General features: G+C 68.5%; 14 protein-coding genes. 6 read left to right on the top strand and 8 right to left on the bottom strand.

What is annotated here, in order from left to right:
• Positions 1-219 precede the first annotated feature (219 nt).
• From DQP56_RS11445 to DQP56_RS11430, 4 genes are read right to left on the bottom strand one after another with little or no spacing between them, the layout of a single operon-like run.
• A complete protein-coding gene (locus tag DQP56_RS11445) occupies positions 220-1188 on the bottom strand; it encodes a D-2-hydroxyacid dehydrogenase family protein (protein ID WP_205868856.1) in 969 nt (322 codons plus the stop codon).
• Complete coding sequence (locus DQP56_RS11440; RefSeq protein WP_112685485.1) at positions 1188-2456, bottom strand: amidohydrolase family protein; 1269 nt, start codon at positions 2454-2456, stop codon at positions 1188-1190. Before DQP56_RS11440 ends, DQP56_RS11445 begins: the two co-directional genes overlap by 1 nt.
• 37 nt (positions 2457-2493) lie before the next feature.
• The gene (locus DQP56_RS11435) at positions 2494-3276 is read right to left on the bottom strand and encodes a class II aldolase/adducin family protein (protein ID WP_112685491.1); all 783 of its coding nucleotides are present in this window, start codon (positions 3274-3276) and stop codon (positions 2494-2496) included.
• A gap of 49 nt (positions 3277-3325) precedes the next feature.
• Positions 3326-4114 carry a FadR/GntR family transcriptional regulator gene (locus DQP56_RS11430; RefSeq protein WP_112685483.1) on the bottom strand — a complete coding sequence of 263 codons (789 nt, stop codon included), beginning with the start codon at positions 4112-4114 and terminating at the stop codon, positions 3326-3328.
• Between the two features lie 104 nt (positions 4115-4218).
• Here DQP56_RS11430 and DQP56_RS11425 point away from each other — a divergent pair, with 104 nt between their 5' ends.
• A complete protein-coding gene (locus tag DQP56_RS11425) occupies positions 4219-5064 on the top strand; it encodes an MBL fold metallo-hydrolase (RefSeq protein WP_112685481.1) in 846 nt (281 codons plus the stop codon).
• On the top strand, positions 5061-6329 hold the full coding sequence (locus DQP56_RS11420) for a cytochrome P450 (protein ID WP_112685479.1): 1269 nt from the start codon (positions 5061-5063) through the stop codon (positions 6327-6329). The genes DQP56_RS11425 and DQP56_RS11420 overlap by 4 nt, the downstream gene beginning before the upstream one ends.
• 9 nt (positions 6330-6338) lie before the next feature.
• On the opposite strand, the gene DQP56_RS11415 is transcribed toward DQP56_RS11420, so the two are convergent.
• From DQP56_RS11415 to DQP56_RS11400, 4 genes are all read right to left on the bottom strand, one after another.
• The gene (locus DQP56_RS11415) at positions 6339-7124 is read right to left on the bottom strand and encodes a L,D-transpeptidase (RefSeq protein WP_112685477.1); all 786 of its coding nucleotides are present in this window, start codon (positions 7122-7124) and stop codon (positions 6339-6341) included.
• Between the two features lie 145 nt (positions 7125-7269).
• Positions 7270-8580 (bottom strand): macrolide-binding ATPase MABP-1, encoded by a 1311-nt coding sequence (locus DQP56_RS11410; protein ID WP_112685489.1) that lies wholly within the window; start codon positions 8578-8580, stop codon positions 7270-7272.
• Between the two features lie 26 nt (positions 8581-8606).
• Positions 8607-8801, bottom strand: a complete 195-nt coding sequence (locus DQP56_RS11405) for a YbdD/YjiX family protein (protein ID WP_013829729.1) — start codon at positions 8799-8801, stop codon at positions 8607-8609.
• Complete coding sequence (locus tag DQP56_RS11400; protein ID WP_112685475.1) at positions 8777-11044, bottom strand: carbon starvation CstA family protein; 2268 nt, start codon at positions 11042-11044, stop codon at positions 8777-8779. The genes DQP56_RS11405 and DQP56_RS11400 overlap by 25 nt, the downstream gene beginning before the upstream one ends.
• A 101-nt stretch (positions 11045-11145) precedes the next feature.
• On the opposite strand from DQP56_RS11400, the gene DQP56_RS11395 reads away from it, so the two are divergent.
• The 4 genes from DQP56_RS11395 to DQP56_RS11380 all read left to right on the top strand — a co-directional run bounded on the left by DQP56_RS11395 (position 11146) and on the right by DQP56_RS11380 (position 16579).
• Positions 11146-11913, top strand: a complete 768-nt coding sequence (locus tag DQP56_RS11395) for an SDR family NAD(P)-dependent oxidoreductase (protein ID WP_112685473.1) — start codon at positions 11146-11148, stop codon at positions 11911-11913.
• Between the two features lie 21 nt (positions 11914-11934).
• Positions 11935-14100, top strand: a complete 2166-nt coding sequence (locus DQP56_RS11390; RefSeq protein WP_112685471.1) for an acyl-CoA dehydrogenase family protein — start codon at positions 11935-11937, stop codon at positions 14098-14100.
• A 103-nt stretch (positions 14101-14203) separates the two neighbouring features.
• The gene (poxB, locus tag DQP56_RS11385) at positions 14204-15940 is read left to right on the top strand and encodes a ubiquinone-dependent pyruvate dehydrogenase (protein ID WP_112685469.1); all 1737 of its coding nucleotides are present in this window, start codon (positions 14204-14206) and stop codon (positions 15938-15940) included.
• A 171-nt stretch (positions 15941-16111) separates the two neighbouring features.
• Positions 16112-16579, top strand: a complete 468-nt coding sequence (locus DQP56_RS11380) for a 2-isopropylmalate synthase (protein WP_112685467.1) — start codon at positions 16112-16114, stop codon at positions 16577-16579.
• Positions 16580-16660 lie beyond the last annotated feature (81 nt).

The raw sequence follows: 16660 nt of genomic DNA, 5'->3' as shown, positions 1-16660 counted from the left end.
CGGCAGCGGCGACCGAAGCTATCAGTGCCCCCATCGGCCTGGCCGGCGGCACTAAATAGACGCACCTCGGTAAAGGGGCCTACGACCACCCGGTCGTAGGCCCTTTTCCGCGCAGAAAGGGTGCAAATACCGCCTGCAGAATATTTTGTCGAATTGTTATTCCGAAGCGACTCATCTGTTACAGAATTATGTTGGTCGGAACTGAATAGAGGGTGCCGTTCAAATGGCCATAACGCGTCGCGGGGTGCCCGCGCAGTAACCCGCGATATCGTCAACAATATCGCGGTAGAACAGGTCCATGCATTTCTCGGTGACATAACCCAGGTGCGGGGTGAGTACGGTGTTCTCCAGCGCCGTCAGGGGGTGTCCGGCCGGTAGCGGCTCCTGGGCGTAGACGTCGAGCCCCGCACCGCGAATCCGGTTCGCCCGTAGTGCCTCGATCAACGCCGCCTCATCGATGAGCCCGCCGCGTGAGGTGTTGACCAGGATCGCGCTGCGTTTCATCGCGGCGAGCTCGTCGCGGCCGATGACACCGCGGGTGGTCTCGGAGAGCACCAGGTGAATCGACACGACGTCCGCGATCTCGAACAGGCTGCGCCGGTCGAGCAGTTCGGCCTGCCCTTCGGCGGCGCGCTCCGCGGTCAGGTTCGGACTCCAGGCCACCACCCGCATACCGAACGCGTGGCCCACCGCGGCGACCAGCCGGCCGATGCGGCCCAGCCCGACGAGTCCCAGCGTCGCCCCCGCGAGATCGGCGCCGACGGTCTGTTGCCAGTGGCCGGCACGCAGCGCCCGATCTTCGATGACCAGGTGGCGCTGCAGGGCGTGGATCAGCGCCCAGGTGAGTTCGACCGTCGGGGTGATGATGCCGCCGGTGCCGCACACGGTGATCCCCAGCCGGTGGGCGGCCGCAGTGTCGATGGCGGCGTTGAACGGCCCGGTGGTGACCAGCAGTCTCAGCGACGGCAGGCGGCCCAGCAGGTCGGCGCCGATGGCGGTGCGCTCGCGCATCGCCACCACCACCTCGCGGTCGGCCAGCCGCGCGACGAGTTCATCGCCGGGGGCGATGTGCTCGCGCAGTGCCAGCAGGTCGACGGGTCGCGGGATGGCCGACCAGTCCACGGTTTCGGCGATGCCCTGGTAGTCGTCGAGCACCGCGATTCGCAGCGGGGACGTGGTGGCGGCCATCAGAACGCGTCCGGGTCGCGCTGGACCGCTTCGGGAACCGGATGCTGATACAACCGAGAGGCGTTCTCCCAGGTCAACTTCCGGATCACGTCCGGGGCCAGATCGCCGATCTGCTCGTGGATGATCCGCTGGGTGTGCGGCCACGTCGAGTCGCAGTGCGGGTAGTCGGCTTCGAGCATGATGTGGTCGGTGCCGATGCGCTCATGCTGGCAGAACGACGACTGGTCTTCCACGGCACAGAACCAGAAGTTGCGCTGAAGCACTTCGGCGGGCGTCAGGGTCTCCCCGAGCGCCTTCCAGGTTCCGTACATCTCGTGATAGCTCAGCATGTGGTCGAGCCGGTCCAGCAGTCCGGCGACCCAGCCGATTCCGCCCTCGGACAGGCAGATCTTCAGCTCGGGGAACCGGCTGGGCAGCCCGGAGTAGAGCCAATCGACCGCGGCGGAGATGGCGTAGGCGAAGAACAGCACGCCGGCGACATCGGGGGGTGCGTCGTCGGTGGTGGACGGTGCCGATCCGGACGATCCGATGTGCAGGTTGACCACGGTGCCGGTCTCGGCGCACGCGGCGATCAGCGGATCCCAATGTCCGGAGTGGATGGTCGGCAACCCCAGCATGGCTGGGTTCTCGCTGAAAGTGACCGCGCGAAAGCCTCTTTCGGCGTTCTCGTAGATCATGGCCGCCCCGAGGTCCGGATCCAGCAGCCAGGGCAACTGGCAGCCGATGATGCGGTCGGGGTAGGAGCCGGCCCACACCTCGTGATGCCAGTCGTTCCATGCCCGTACCGAGGCCAGCGCCAGCTCACCGTCGTCGGTGGTCAGTTGTAGCCGCTGGCCGGCGAAACCGGGCAAAAACGACGGGAAGTTCAGTGAGGCATACACGCCGTTGAGGTCCATGTCCTTGACGCGTTCGTGGATGTCCCACGCGCCGCGGCGCATCTCGTCGAACCGGGCGGGCTCGAAACCGTACTCCGACACCGGCCGGCCGACGACGGCGTTGAATCCCACGTTCGGTAGTGACTGGCCGTCGTAGATCCAGGTCTGGCCGCCGTTCTCGGTCTCGACCACCTTGGGCGCCCGGTCGGCCAGTTTGCGCGGGACGCGGCCTTCGAAGGTGTCCGGCGGCTCGACGATGTGATCGTCGACCGAGATCACCGTGTAACGCCGTTGTGCGCGTGGCGGTTCCGGCAGGAAGGTCACGGTGCGCTCGGCGCCGGCTTTGGCGGTGGTGAAGTTCGGGTCGGAGCTCAGTTCATCGATCGATTTCACCGACGGCCCTCTCGATTCCTTGTCAGTCCTGCACGGGTCAGTCCAGCACCTGGCGGTCGGCCTTGATGGTCATGCGCGCCGCTCCGGCCCAGTACACATCGGCGGCGCGTTCGATCAGCGATGCCTGCATCCCGGCCATGTCCGAACGCCTCATCGGCGACGGCGTTCGGCCGGTCAGCATGACGTGGTAGGCCAGCTTGCACACCCGTTCGATGGTCGCTGACCGATAGACCGCCTCGGCCAGGGTGCGTCCGGTGGCGACCACCCCGTGCGAGGCCAGGATCGCTAGATTCGCGCCGCCGATGCGCTCGACCAGCTCTGCCGCCCGGGCGGCGGAGTCGATTTCGCCGTCGTAGCTGTCGACCAAGCACAGGTCGTCGAGGAACAGCGAACCGGTCTGGTGGATGAGTTCGGGCGCTGTCTGCAGCGATGCCAGCAGGCTGACGTAGTAGGGGTGGTTGTGGATCACCACGCGGGCGTCGGGACGGGCCCGGTGCAGTTCGGTGTGGATATGGATGGCCGGGGTGACATCCCAGCGGCCCGCGACGACACGGGCGTGCTCGTCCACCGTGCAGATGTCGGACGCGGTCAGTTCGGCCCACCACAGGCCCCACGGGTTGACCAGCATCTCGGTCTGGTCGTAGGGCTGCCAGGTGATGTGGCCGGCCATGTTCTCGGCGAAGCCGATGTCGGCGAGATGCCGAAACGCCACGGCCAGCGCCTGGGCATCGGTCAGCTCGACGCCGATCGGCGGGACCACCGAGGGCGACCAGATCGCAGCGCCGCCGGGCCGGTTCTGCACGTCGACAGACTCCATCATGAACAAATCATATGGAAATGAGGACCGGGGTCAATGCGGCCGGCGGGCGTCAGGCGCCGTCGTCGCGAAACGGGGGCAGCCCGCGCGGACGGATCATGGCGGGATCGACCACACCCGACCGGCCCGGGTAGTGCTGCACATGCATCAGGTGCGCCGCGGCCAGGTCGCGGGCCCGCTGGGCATCGCCGACGTCGATCGCGTCGATCACCTGCCGATGGTCCTCCAGGACCGCGCGCCGTTCGGGCACCGGCACCGTCGAGTGGTCGGTGACCTGGCTCGACCAGCTTTGCTCGTGGGCCGACCACAGGGTTTCGAGTGCACCCGCCATCACGAGCATGGTGGCGTTGCCGCAGTGCCTGACGAGCGCCTCGTGGTAGCGGCGACTGGCCGAGGTCGCCTGCGCCAAGTCGTCGACCGCGGCCACCGATTCCTCGTGTAACCGTCGCAGAATGGGCACGACCGTACTCTTGCGGTCCGGCCGCCCCGCGCACAGTGCCGCACAGGCCGGTTCGACCTGTAGCAGTGCGGTCGCGACGTCGGCGAGGCTGACCTGCCGCGAGCCCAGGACCAGGCCCATGGTGTAGGCGACGTTTGCTGGTGTGGGGCGATGGATGACCGCGCCACCGCGTTTGCCGCGGCGCACGGTGAGCAGTCCCTCGGCTTCCAGGATGCGCATGGCCTCACGCAGCGACGGCTTGCTGATGGCGAATTCGATCAGGAGTTCGTCCTCTTTGGGAAGCACGCTGTCATCGGGGAGCTCCCCGGCGAGAATGCGTCGGCGGAGCTCGTCGGCGACCTGTTCGGCGAGCCGGCGAAAGCGGACGGTGGGTGCTGCCACGGATCGAGTGTGCCAGACCGACCCGCATTCACCCGGTTCGGCGAATCATTGAATTCCAAATGATTTGTGGCATACGATCCCCCTGCGAGAAGGGGACCACGGGCGTGCAGCACTGGACTGTCGGCGACGTTGACATCCATGCGGTCCTGCAGGCGATCATCCCGATCCCGGCATCGCGACTGTTCGCAGCGCCACCCGAACGCTTCGCGGATGACTCGCTGACGGACTATTGCGACGCCTCGGGCAACATCTTGATGGCGATCCAGTCCTTCCTGATCGAGTCCGGACCGGCCCGCGTTCTCGTCGACACCTGCTTCGGTGAAGGCTTCCTGCGGTCCCGGCAGATACCGGATCGCTTTGCCGAGTCCTTGGCCACCACCGGCTTTCGCCCCGACGACATCACCGCGGTGATATGCACCCACCTGCACCGCGACCACGCCGGGGGCAACACGGTGCAGCGGGCGGGGCAGTGGGTTCCCGCTTTCGCAGGCGCCGACTACCTGGTGACCGCGGCCGAGCACGACCACTGGTGTCAGCTCACCGGGGAGGACCGGGTGGCGCCGGAATGCGTTGCGCCGCTGCGACAATACGGCAGACTGCGGCTGGTCGAGCCGGATCACCGAGTGACCGGCGACATCCGGCTGGTGCCGACCGCCGGACACACTCCGGGGCACGTGTCGGTGCGCATCGACTCCGCCGGCGCCGTCGCCTACATCAGCGGCGACGTGGTACATCACCCGGCGCAGATCGGCGAACCCGGGATCTGCGCGCTGCCCGACGCCGACCCGTCCGCGGCTCGCGCCAGCCGGCTCGAACTGCTGCGCCGTGTCGCCGACGAGCGGGCGCTGCTGCTCGGATCACATTTCGCCGCCCCGTCCGGCGGCTACGTCGACAGTGCCGATGACCGAATGGCGTGGCAACCGCTGGTAGAGCGAGAGGGAGCACGATGACCGAGACACCGCAGCTGCTGCCGGAGGGGTTCGACTTCACCGACCCCGCGCTCATCGGGGAGCGGATCCCGCACGAGGAGTTCGCGCTGCTGCGCAAAACCGAGCCGATCTGGTGGAACGCCCAGCCATTCGGCGTCTCCGGCTACCCCGACGAGGGCTACTGGGTGGTGACCAAGCACGCCGATGTACGGGCCGTGTCGCTGCAGGATGACGTGTTCTCCTCGCACGAGAACACCTCGCTGATCCGGACGAACACCACCGGCAACCAAGACCTCCACGATGCCAGCCGCGACAACATCATGCTGTTCCTCGATGGGCCCAAGCACGCCAAGCTGCGCCGGATCGTCTCACGCGGATTCACTCCCCGTGTCGTTGCCGGCATGCGGGACTCGCTCGACCGCCAGGCCCGCGAGATCGTCGCGGCCGCCGCCGAGCACCACAGCGGCGACTTCGTCACCGAGGTCGCCTCCCGGCTGCCGCTGGCGACGATCTGTGAGCTGATCGGTGTGCCGGCGGCTGAACGCCAGCAGGTCTTCGACTGGAGCAATCGACTGGTGGGCGGCGGCAACGGTGACCCGCAGGCCGCCGCCGACGGGATGCAGGCCTCCGCTGAGTTGTTGGGCTACGCCTACCAGATGGCCGAAGACCGCAAGGCCCACCCGCGCGACGACATCGCGACGGCCCTGGTCACCGCGACGATCGACGGAGAAGCGCTGACGGCGCTGGAGTTCGGCTACTACGTGATGATGCTGATGGTCGCCGGCAACGAGACCACCCGCAACGCCACCTCGCAGGGGATGCTGGCCTTCTTCGACCACCCCGACCAATGGCGGTTGTTCGTGTCAGAGCGCCCGGCGACCATGGTCGACGAGGTGGTCCGGTGGGCCACGCCGGTGATCTCCTTCCAGCGCACGGCGTTGCGCGACGTCGAACTCGGTGGGGTGCACATCACCAAGGGGCAGCGAGTCGGGATGTTCTACGGCTCGGCCAACTACGACGAAGAGGTGTTCGACGACCCGTTCACCTTCGACATCCGGCGAAGCCCCAACCCGCATCTGGGTTTCGGGGCTCCCGGCGCGCACTACTGCATCGGGGCGAATCTCGCCCGCATGCAGATCAACCTGATCTTCGGGGCGCTGGCAGACATCATGCCCGACATTCGCCGGCTGGACCGCGCCTCGCGATCCGTGCTGCCGTGGATCAACGGGATCGACGCGATGCCGGTGGAATTCGGTGGCGCTGCCATGCCTACCGGGTCGCCGTGACGTGCGGCGTCACTCCTTGATGATCACCGGGTCGCCGATATTGACCCGGTCGAAATACCATTCGGCGTCCGTCGGACTCAGACCGACACAGCCGTGGCTGACGTTCTCCAGGCCCAGGGAGTGAAGCGCCCACGGCGCCGAGTGGACGTAGAGGCCCCGCCGGCTGATACGCACGGCCTGTTCGACGTCGAAGCGGTAACCTTCGGGGTCGTCGACCGGGATCCCAACGCTGCTGGAGTCCATCAGGACCTTCTTTTCCTTGGCCAGAACGGTGTAATGGCCTGTCGGCGTGGGGAATGCGGACTTGCCCATGGTGGCGGGCATCACCCCGTCTTCGCCCCAGTGCGGGCGATGGTGCGGTGCGGGCAGCGGGTCGGCCTCCTCGTCGTCGACGCTCACGGTGAAGGTGTGCGCCGATACGCTGGCGACCCCGACCACCTTCGCTCCGGTGCTGAAGTCGGCGGAGAGCTTGCCCACCGACAGTGCCACGGTGCTGTGCGACGGCCAGTAACGGTCGGGGACCCAGTGGACTTCGGTGTCGTCGATCCACTCATAGGTACCGGTCATGGGCGGGTCCGTCCGCACCGGGATGGTGCGTTCGGCGGCCCGGTGGTCGCCCACCGGCGCGGCGAATCTCACCACCACGGGATGCGCCACGCCGACGACGGCACCCGGCGCCGGCTGGATCGACGCGATGCCCGAGGGTTGGCTGGCGGCAGCCGCACTCGGCGGCATCACCACCGTTGTCAGAGCCACTCCCAGCACCACGACTGCACTGCGTACCGATGTCCACATCTCCGGCGTACCTTCCCGACCAAACCTACCGGTGTTTACGAGGTTGATCGTAGGTAGACCGGGCCCCCGATCCCCGTCGCACATGCGCACGAACGGGTCAAGGCTTCATCAAGTTTTGGCCACGGCCGGGGGCGGGCGCGCGAGCCTAGGCGGCGAAACCGGGCAGCAGTTCCAGCGCGAGCGCCCGAACCGGTACGTGCGCGTCCAACTGGGCCAGGATGCCGGCCGTCGTGCCGATGACCCGCCCCAGCATCGCCAGGTTGGGTGGCAGGTCCAGTTGGCGGGCGGTCTTGATCTGGTGAATCGACTGGTCCAGTTGCGCGGAGACCAGCGTCTGCAACCAGTCGCGGCTGAAGTGGAAGACCTCGGGCGCCATCGGCTCGACGTAGCGGCGCAGCATGTCGTGGATGTCCTCGATCGAGATCTGTTCGCCGGCCTGGATGAAGCCGGCCTTCTCCAACGTGGGCAGCAGCAGGTCGTAGTTGGCCTGGCTGGCGAACCGCAGCGCCATGCCCAGCTCCACCGGGAGGCCGTCGGGCAGCGGCGCCACCGCACCGAAGTCGATGACGCCCATCCGACCGTCGGCCAGCAGCATGAAATTGCCGGGGTGTGCGTCACCGTGCAGCATGCCGACCCGGGCCGGCGCGTCGCCGATCAACTCGACCAGCCGGGTGCCCAGCAGGTCGCGCTGCGCGGCGGTGCCGCCGGCGATGATCTGCGACATCGCGATGCCGTCGAGCCACTCCTGGATCACCACCTTGGGAGCGCTGGCCACCACGTGCGGGACCGCGAAATGCGGGTGGCCGGTGTAGGCCCGGGCGAACGCGCGCTGGTTGTCGGCCTCGCGCCGGTAGTCCAGTTCCATGTCGGCGCGCTCGATGAGCTCGTCGACGATGCCCTGCACATCGGCCCCGGGCGCCAGCGGCTTGAGCACCCCGGCCAGCCGCCGCAGCGTCTTCAGGTCGGCGCGCAGCGCCTCATCGGCGCCGGGATACTGGATCTTGACGGCCACCGGGCGGCCGTCGGCCCACACCGCCTGGTGCACCTGGCCGATGCTGGCCGCCGCGACCGGATCGTCGTCAAAGGAGCTGAACCGCTCCCGCCACCGCGTGCCCAGTTGGGCGTCGAGCACCCGGTGCACCTTGGCCGCAGGCAGCGCCGGGGCGTCCTTCTGCAACTTGGTCAGTGCCTCGCGGTAGGGCTCGCCGAACTCGTCGGGCACCGCCGCCTCCAGGACCGAGAGCACCTGGCCGACCTTCATGGCGCCACCCTTGAGCTCGCCGAGGACGGTGAACATCTGCTCGGCCGCCTGCTCCATGAGCTCGGCGGTCACCTCGTCCCGGGACCTGCCGGCCAGCCGTTTGCCCAACCCGAGCGCGGCCCGGCCGGCGAAGCTCAGCGGCAGACCCACCAGCTTGGCATTGCGGGCCGCCCCCCTGCGGGTGATGTCAGCCACCTGTCGATCATGCCCGATGAACCGCCTCAGCAGCACCGTCCGCCGGGATCGGCGTCGTAACGCCGCCGCCAGTAGTCCCGCTCGGAGAGCACCGGTTCGCCCGGATGTGCCCGGCGGCGGTATTCCAGATAACGGCGGTAGTGGTTGTCGCCGAGCAGGGTCGCCCAGTACCAGCCGAACCGGCGAGCCGCCCGCGCTAGCCGGCTTGCCGAGCGTCCCACTGCGCCTGTACCTTTCGCTCGACCGCCGACGGGACCAGTCCGGCCGGTGCGAACCGGCGCGACGGCACCGGCGGCGGCTCGGTGGTCGACACGGCACCGCGAATCGCCGGGAACGAGACCAGCACCCCGGTCACGAACACCACCGCGACCAGGGCGGCGAACACGATCGACAGGCTGCCCTGGATGAAGGTGTTGCGAACGACATCGTGCAACTGCGCCGCGTCGACCGCCGATCCGAACGAGGTCGCACCGGCCCGCTCGGCGGCCCGGTAGGCGAAATGCTGCGTCCAGTAACCCACTCGCGGATCGGATGAGAAGATCTTCTGCCACGATGCCGTCATGGTGACCGTCAGATCCCACAGCAGCGGAATGCCCGGTACCAGTGCCCATTTCAAGTCGGATCGGCGCCGGCTGCGCTTGATCACGATCACGGTCACCACGGTCAACGCGATCGCGGCCAGCAACTGGTTGGCGATGCCGAACAGCGGGTAGAGGGTGTTGATCCCGCCGAGCGGATCGGTCACCCCCATCAACAGAATCGAACCCCATCCGGCGACCACCGCCACGCTGCACGCCCACGCTCCGATTCGCCATCCCGGGTTGGCCAGCCGGCGCAACGGCCCGCCCAGGTTGCTCAACGCGTCGGAGAGCATGAAACGGGCCACCCGGGTGCCGGCGTCGACGGTGGTCAAGATGAACAGCGCCTCGAACATGATCGCGAAGTGATACCAGAACGCTTTCATGCCCGGGCCGCCGAACACCTGTCCCAGCACCTCGGCCATGCCGAATGCCAGCGTGGGCGCCCCACCGGTGCGCGACACGATCGACTGTTCGCCGACGGCGGCGGCGGCCTCGGTGATCTGCTCACCGGTTACCGGTGACCCGCCCAGCCCGAGCCCGTTGACGTAGGCGGCAGCGGTTTCGGCGGTACCGCCGGTCGCGGCGACCGGCGCGTTGAGGGCAAAGAACAGGTGCTGGTCCAGAATCGATGCGGTGATCAGCGCCATCACCGCCACGAACGACTCGGTGAGCATGCCGCCGTAGCCGATCAGCCGCATCTGGCTCTCTTTTTCCAGCAGCTTCGGGGTGGTGCCCGAGGCGATCAGCGAATGGAATCCCGACAGCGCCCCGCAGGCGATCGTGATGAACAGGAACGGGAACAGCGACCCGGCGAACACCGGCCCGTCGCCGGTGTGGGCGAAGGTCGAGACGGCGGGAGCCGCCATCAGCGGCTGGGCGATCACGATGCCGACGGCCAGCACGGCGATGGTGCCGACCTTCATGAACGTCGACAGATAGTCGCGCGGCGCCAGCAGCAGCCACACCGGCAGCACCGAGGCGGCGAAGCCGTAGCCGATGACACACCACGACAGCGCCACCGGCGAGAGCGTGAACCAGGACGCTCCCCAGGATGTCTCCGCGACCCACCGGCCCGAGGCGACGGCGCCCAGCAGCGCGACCACGCCGATCAGGGAGACCTCCGAAACCCGGCCCGGACGCAGGTAACGCAGATAGATCCCCATGAACAGCGCGATCGGGATCGTCATCGCGATGGAGAACACCCCCCACGGGCTGACCGCCAGCGCCCGCACCACGATCAGCGCCAGCACCGCGATCAGGATGACCATGATCACCAACACCCCGATGATCGCGGCGGCGCCGCCGACCGGGCCGAGTTCCTCGCGGGCCATCTGCCCCAGCGAACGGCCCCGTCGCCGCACCGAGCACCACAGCACCAAGTAGTCCTGCACGCAGCCGGCGAACACCGCGCCGATCACGATCCAGATGGTGCCCGGCAGATAACCCATCTGGGTGGCCAGCACCGGTCCGACCAGCGGACCCGCGCCGGCGATCGCGGCGAAGTGGTGACCGAACAACACCCGGCGGTCGGTCGGCAGGTAGTCGGTGCCGTCTTCGAAGATCTCCGCGGGAGTGGCGTGCTCATCGCGGGGCTTGACGATCTTGAGCTCGATAAGCCTTGCATAGCAACGGAACCCGACGATATAAGTGCAAAGCGCGGCGACCACGAACCACACCGCGTTCACCGACTCGCCGCGGACGAAGGCGATCAGCGCCCACGCCACCGCGCCCGCGACGGCGAGCGCACCGAGCGCCAGTTTCTGGCGCACCGAGATCGGTGAGCGGTCCACGACGGCGACCGGGGGCAGTGCGGCGTCGGTGTGCAGGTAGGTCACCGGACCGTCGCGTCGCTCGATCAGCTGCGGCGCGGTCGGTGCGCCCACGGGTACCTCCTTGGGGCCGGCCGGATGCCCGAGTGGCAGCGGTTTCCGAGCGGAACGATAACTTGTTCCTGATACTCAAGTACTTGCTTAAGGGAGTTCGCATGGAGATCAGTGGGAAGAAGGTCGTCGTCGTCGGGGGCGCCTCGGGGATGGGACGGGCAACCGCGGAGCTGCTTGCCGCCGGTGGCGCAGCAGTGGCGGTGCTCGACCGAGAGGGATCGGAGGGCAAGGAGGTGGCGGCCGGCCTCAAGGGTGGGCGCGGCGCCTTCCACCCGGTGGACATCACCGACTTCGACGCCGCCGAGAAGACCCTGGCCGCCGCGGTCGAGGGCCTCGGCGGTCTGCACGTCATCGTCACCACCGCGGGCGGCGGCATCGCCAAGCGGACTTTGAGCAAGTCCGGCCCGCACGACCTGGAGTCGTTCCGCTCGGTGATCGACCTGAACCTGATCGCCACCTTCAACCTCAACCGGCTGGCCGCGGCGCAGATGAGCACCAACGAGCCCGAGGACGAGGAGCGCGGGGTCATCATCAACACCGCCTCGATCGCGGCGTTCGAGGGCCAGATCGGCCAGGTGGCCTACACCGCCGCCAAGGCCGGTGTCGCCGGTATGTGCCTGACCATGGCCCGTGACCTCGGCTCGGTGGGCATCCGGGTGCTGGCGATCGCGCCGAGCCTGTTCGCCACCGGCCTGACCAAGGGCATCCCGGAGGAGTTCGCCAGTGCCCTGACCAAGGATGCGGCGTTCCCCAAGCGCCTCGGCCGGCCCGAGGAGTTCGCCAAGCTGGTCGCCGCCGTCGTCGACAACCCCATGCTCAACGGGCAGTGCCTGCGGTTGGACGCCGGGCAGCGGTTCGCCCCCAAGTAGTTACCGAACAGGAGATCTGCCATGGGCATCGCAGTAACCGACGACCACCGCGAACTGGCCGAGGTGGCCCGCGGATTCTTGACCGCGCAGCAAGCCCGCGCGGCATCCCGTGCGCTGCTGGACGCCACCGAGGAGGGCCGGCCGCCGTTCTGGGGTGAGCTGGCCGCCCTGGGCTGGCTGGGGCTGCATATCGCCGAGGAGCACGGCGGCTCGGGCTTCGGGCTGCCCGAGTTGGTGGTGGTGGTCGAGGAACTGGGCCGGGCGGTGGCGCCCGGACCGTTCCTGCCGACGGTCATCGCCTCGGCGGTGATCGCCGCCGCCGGGACGCCCGAACAGCAGGCCCGGCTACTGCCCGGCCTGATCGACGGCTCGGTGACGGCCGGGGTGGGCCTGGCCGGTGGGCTGGCCCTCGACGGCGGCGTGGCCTCCGGGGACGCCGGGATCGTGCTGGGCGCCGGGCTGGCCGATGTGTTGCTGCTGGCCGCCGGCGAAGACGTGCTGGTGCTCGAGCGAGACCGCGCCGGGGTCAGCGTCGACGTACCCGGCAACCTGGACCCGACCCGGCGCTCCGGGCGGGTCACGCTGACCGGCGTCGGGATCAGCGCCGACGACACGCTGGCCGGTGGGCGTGAGTCGGCGCTGGCGCGGGCTCGGGTGCTGCTGGCCGCCGAAGCCGTCGGTGGGGCCGCCGACTGCACCGACTCGGCTGTCGAGTACGCCAAGGTGCGGGAACAGTTCGGCCGCACCATCGCGACCTTCCAGGCCATCAAGCACCACTGCGCCAACATGCTCGTCGCGGCCGAGTCGGCCACCGCGGCGGTGTGGGACGCCGCGCGCGCCGACGGTGGGGACGAGTACGCCTTCCGGTTGGCCGCCGCGGTCGCCGCCACCCTGGCGTTCCCCGCCTACGTGCGTAATGCCGAGCTGAACATCCAGGTGCACGGCGGCATCGGCTACACCTGGGAACACGACGCCCACCTGCAGTTGCGCCGGGCCCTGACGGTGCAGGCGCTGTTCGGCGGCGATGCACCGGCCCTGGCGGTGTTCGACAGTGCCGCGGCCGGCATCACCCGGGCCAACGACCTGGATCTGCCGCCCGAGGCCGAGGAGTTGCGCACCCGGATCCACGCCGACGCGGTCGAGATCGCCGCGTTGAGCGGCGAGGAGCAGCTGGACCGGCTGATCGCGACCGGCTATGTGATGCCGCACTGGCCCAAGCCGTGGGGCCGGGCCGCCGACGCGGTCGAGCAGCTGGTGATCGAGCAGGAGTTCAGCGCCGCCGGGGTGCAGCGGCCGGACTACTCGATCACCGGCTGGGTGATCCTGACGCTGATCCAGCAGGGCACCGACTGGCAGATCGAGCGCTTCGTGGAGAAGGCGCTGCGCCAGGAGGAGATCTGGTGCCAGCTGTTCTCCGAGCCGGCTGCCGGCTCGGATGCCGCTGCGGTCAAGACCAGGGCCACCCGGGTCGACGGCGGCTGGAAGATCAACGGCCAGAAGGTGTGGACGTCCGGGGCGCACCTGTGCCGGCGTGGGCTGGCCACCGTGCGCACCGACTTCGACGTTCCCAAGCACGCCGGCATCACCATGGTGATCATCGACATGGAGGCGCCCGGGGTCGAGGTCCGGCCGCTGCGTCAGATCACCGGCGGCTCGGAGTTCAACGAGGTGTTCTTCAACGACGTCTTCGTTCCCGACGAGGACGTCGTCGGCGAGGTCAATGAGGGCTGGAAGGTCGCCCGCGCCACCCTGGGCAACGAGCGGGTCAGCATCGGCGGTGGTGGATCCTTCACCGCCGGGGTGGACCAGCACCTGATCGCACTGGCCCAGCAGGGCCGGCAGCCGGTGGCCGACGCCGCGGTGCGGATCGGCCGGTTCGTCGCCGACGAGCACGCGTTGCGGCTGCTGAACCTGCGCCGGGTGGCGCGCAGCATCGCCGGCGCCGGGCCCGGACCGGAGGGCAACGTCACCAAGCTCAAGCTCGCCGAGCACATGGGCGACGGCGCGGCCATCGGGGCGGCGCTGCTGGGCCCGGACGTCGCACTCGACGACGGGCCGGGTGCGATGGCCGGCCGGATGGTGATGGGTGCGCGCGGCATCGCGATCGCCGGTGGCACCTCGGAGGTGACCCGTAACCAGATCGCCGAGCGCATTCTGGGGATGCCCCGCGACCCGCTGATCAAGTAGCGTCTCCTTCACCGCACTTTTTGCGCGAGCGTGCGCGTCCCCGGTCGACACGCCGAGGCCGAAACCGTTTTTGCGCACGCTCGCGCCAGGAAGGGGAGCGTGAATGGCCACCGTCGCCGACCATGTCATCGCCGCCCTGAAACGCAGTGGCGTGCAACGGGTCTACGGGATCCCGGGGGACAGCCTCAACGGGTTCACCGACGCGATCCGTCGGGCCGGCGACTTCGGATGGGAACAGGTGCGTCACGAGGAGACCGCGGCCTTCGCCGCCGCCGCCGAGGCCGCCATGACCGGTCGCCTGGCGGTGTGCGCCGGTAGTTGCGGGCCGGGAAACCTCCACCTGATCAACGGTCTGTTCGACGCGCACCGCAGCCGGGTGCCGGTGTTGGCGATCGCCGCCCACATCCCGCTGGCCGAGATCGGCTCCGACTACTTCCAGGAAACCCACCCGCAGAACCTGTTTGGCGAGTGCAGTGTCTACTGCGAACTGGTCAGCACCCCCGGACAGGCGCCCCGCATCCTGGAGATGGCGATGCGCACCGCGGTCGAGGAGAACGGTGTCGCCGTTGTCGTCGTGCCGGGCGAGATCTTGTCCGACCGCGTCGACGCCACCGACTGGGGATCGCGACCGGTGACAGCCGCCGGGGTGGTGTGCCGCCCCGACGAACACGGTCTGGCCGCGGCGGCCGGCATGCTCAACGACGCCTCCCGGGTCACCATCCTGGCCGGGGCGGGTGTGGCCGGTGCCCGCGGCCAGGTCATCGAACTCGCGGGCACGCTGGCGGCCCCGATCGTGCATGCGTTGCGCGGCAAGGAGTACATCGAGTATGACAACCCCTACGACGTCGGTATGACGGGACTGCTCGGCTTCGCCTCCGGTTACAAGGCGATCGCCGAGGCCGACGTGCTGCTGATGCTCGGCACCGATTTCCCCTACCAGCAGTTCTATCCCGAGCACGCGCAGATCATCCAGGTCGACATCCGGGGCCGAAACCTGGGCCGGCGTACTCCGATCGATCTCGGACTCGTGGGCACGGTGGCCGACACCCTCGCCGCGTTGCGCCCGATGTTGACCGCCAAGGACGACCGCACTCATCTGGAGCGATCGCGCAAGCACTATCGCAAGACCCGCAAGCGGCTGGACTCGCTGGCCTCCAATGATCGCGACCGGACTCCGATTCGCCCCGAATACGTTGCCGCGGTGGCGAATCGACTAGCAGCCGATGATGCTGTGTTCACCGTCGACGTCGGATCCCCGGTGGTGTGGGCGGCGCGCTACCTGACGATGAACGGGCGGCGACGGCTGATCGGGTCGTTCAACCACGGCACCATGGCGTGTGCGCTGCCGCACGCGATCGGCGCCCAGACCGTCGACCGGAAGCGTCAAGTCGTCGCCTTCGCCGGCGACGGCGGGCTGGCAATGCTATTCGGCGAGTTGTTGACGCTGACGCAGAATCGGTTGCCGGTCAAGGTGATCGTGTTCAACAATTCGTCGCTGAACTTCGTCGAACTGGAGATGAAGGCCGCCGGCATCGTCAATTTCGGCACCGAGTTGCAGAACCCGGACTTCGGCGCCGTCGCGGCTGCGCTGGGCATGTTCGGACGACGGGTGGAGCGGCCCGGCGACCTGGAACCGGCCCTGACCGCGGCGTTCGACCATGACGGGCCGGCCGTGATCGATGTCGTCACCGCCCGCCAGGTGCTGTCGATCCCGCCGGCGATCACCGCCGAACAGGCCAAGGGGTTCTCGCTCTACGCGATCAGGACCATCCTCGCCGGTCGCGCCGACGAACTGCTCGACCTGGTGACCACCAACGTGGCCCGGCGCATCCTGGATTGACACAAATAATCGGTTGCACACCGACCGGAGCGGGATTAGCCTGGCTGGATCATGCGTCATCTGCCTGTAGTAGCGGTCACCCGCAGCGGGGTCTGATCCAGACCGACCCCCCGCTGTGGGTCGGAAGCTACTACCCGTCGGTCGCTCCCCTCGAGCAGAAGAGACCGAGACATGACCAACACCTCGTTTCAAGACCGATTCGACACCCGGTTACCGCGTGAGCTGCGTGACGTGGCCGCACAGTTGACCTGGGACCGCTTCGTGGCCACCTACGGGCGAGCCGCCGGACCGCTGCGGGTCGGTCGGTGGCGTTGTCTGGACCCCGACCGGCCCGCGGCACGGCTTGGGTCGCAGGGCCGGAGATATCAGGCGACGATCGCCGTCGGCGAGCGCACGGGCACCTGCACGGCGGCGGCGCACGGGCCGCTGGCCGCGCTCACCACCATGCTTCACGACTGCGGAATCACCCTGGAAATTCTGGCTTTCCATCAGCTTCGGTGCGGCGACGAGACCGCCACGTTCATCCACGGCTCCAACGGCCGCACCACGGCGTGGGCGGTCGGCTTTTCCGTCGACGCCGGACGGTCCGCGGTGCAGGCGGTCACCACCTGCGCCAACCGGCTGCTCACGGCAGAGTGACCTGCGGGCGCGCGTGTGCGCAAAAACGGTGCGCGCCGCGGCGTGTCGGCCGGGGACGCGCACGCTCGCGGGAAGGGCTCG

Source organism: Mycolicibacter senuensis (assembly GCF_003284925.1).
GTDB classification, from domain to species: Bacteria; Actinomycetota; Actinomycetes; order Mycobacteriales; family Mycobacteriaceae; genus Mycobacterium; species Mycobacterium algericum_A.
This window is presented reverse-complemented; position numbering and strand designations above follow the sequence as displayed.

What these genes read in the sequence shown, in the direction of transcription:
- DQP56_RS11445 (WP_205868856.1), bottom strand. Translation starts at nt 1,188, where the DNA reads ATGGCCGCCACCACGTCCCCGCTGCGAATCGCGGTGCTCGACGACTAC.
- DQP56_RS11435 (WP_112685491.1), bottom strand. Translation starts at nt 3,276, where the DNA reads ATGATGGAGTCTGTCGACGTGCAGAACCGGCCCGGCGGCGCTGCGATC.
- DQP56_RS11420 (WP_112685479.1), top strand. Translation starts at nt 5,061, where the DNA reads ATGACCGAGACACCGCAGCTGCTGCCGGAGGGGTTCGACTTCACCGAC.
- DQP56_RS11415 (WP_112685477.1), bottom strand. Translation starts at nt 7,124, where the DNA reads ATGTGGACATCGGTACGCAGTGCAGTCGTGGTGCTGGGAGTGGCTCTG.
- DQP56_RS11395 (WP_112685473.1), top strand. Translation starts at nt 11,146, where the DNA reads ATGGAGATCAGTGGGAAGAAGGTCGTCGTCGTCGGGGGCGCCTCGGGG.
- DQP56_RS11390 (WP_112685471.1), top strand. Translation starts at nt 11,935, where the DNA reads ATGGGCATCGCAGTAACCGACGACCACCGCGAACTGGCCGAGGTGGCC.
- poxB (WP_112685469.1), top strand. Translation starts at nt 14,204, where the DNA reads ATGGCCACCGTCGCCGACCATGTCATCGCCGCCCTGAAACGCAGTGGC.
- DQP56_RS11380 (WP_112685467.1), top strand. Translation starts at nt 16,112, where the DNA reads ATGACCAACACCTCGTTTCAAGACCGATTCGACACCCGGTTACCGCGT.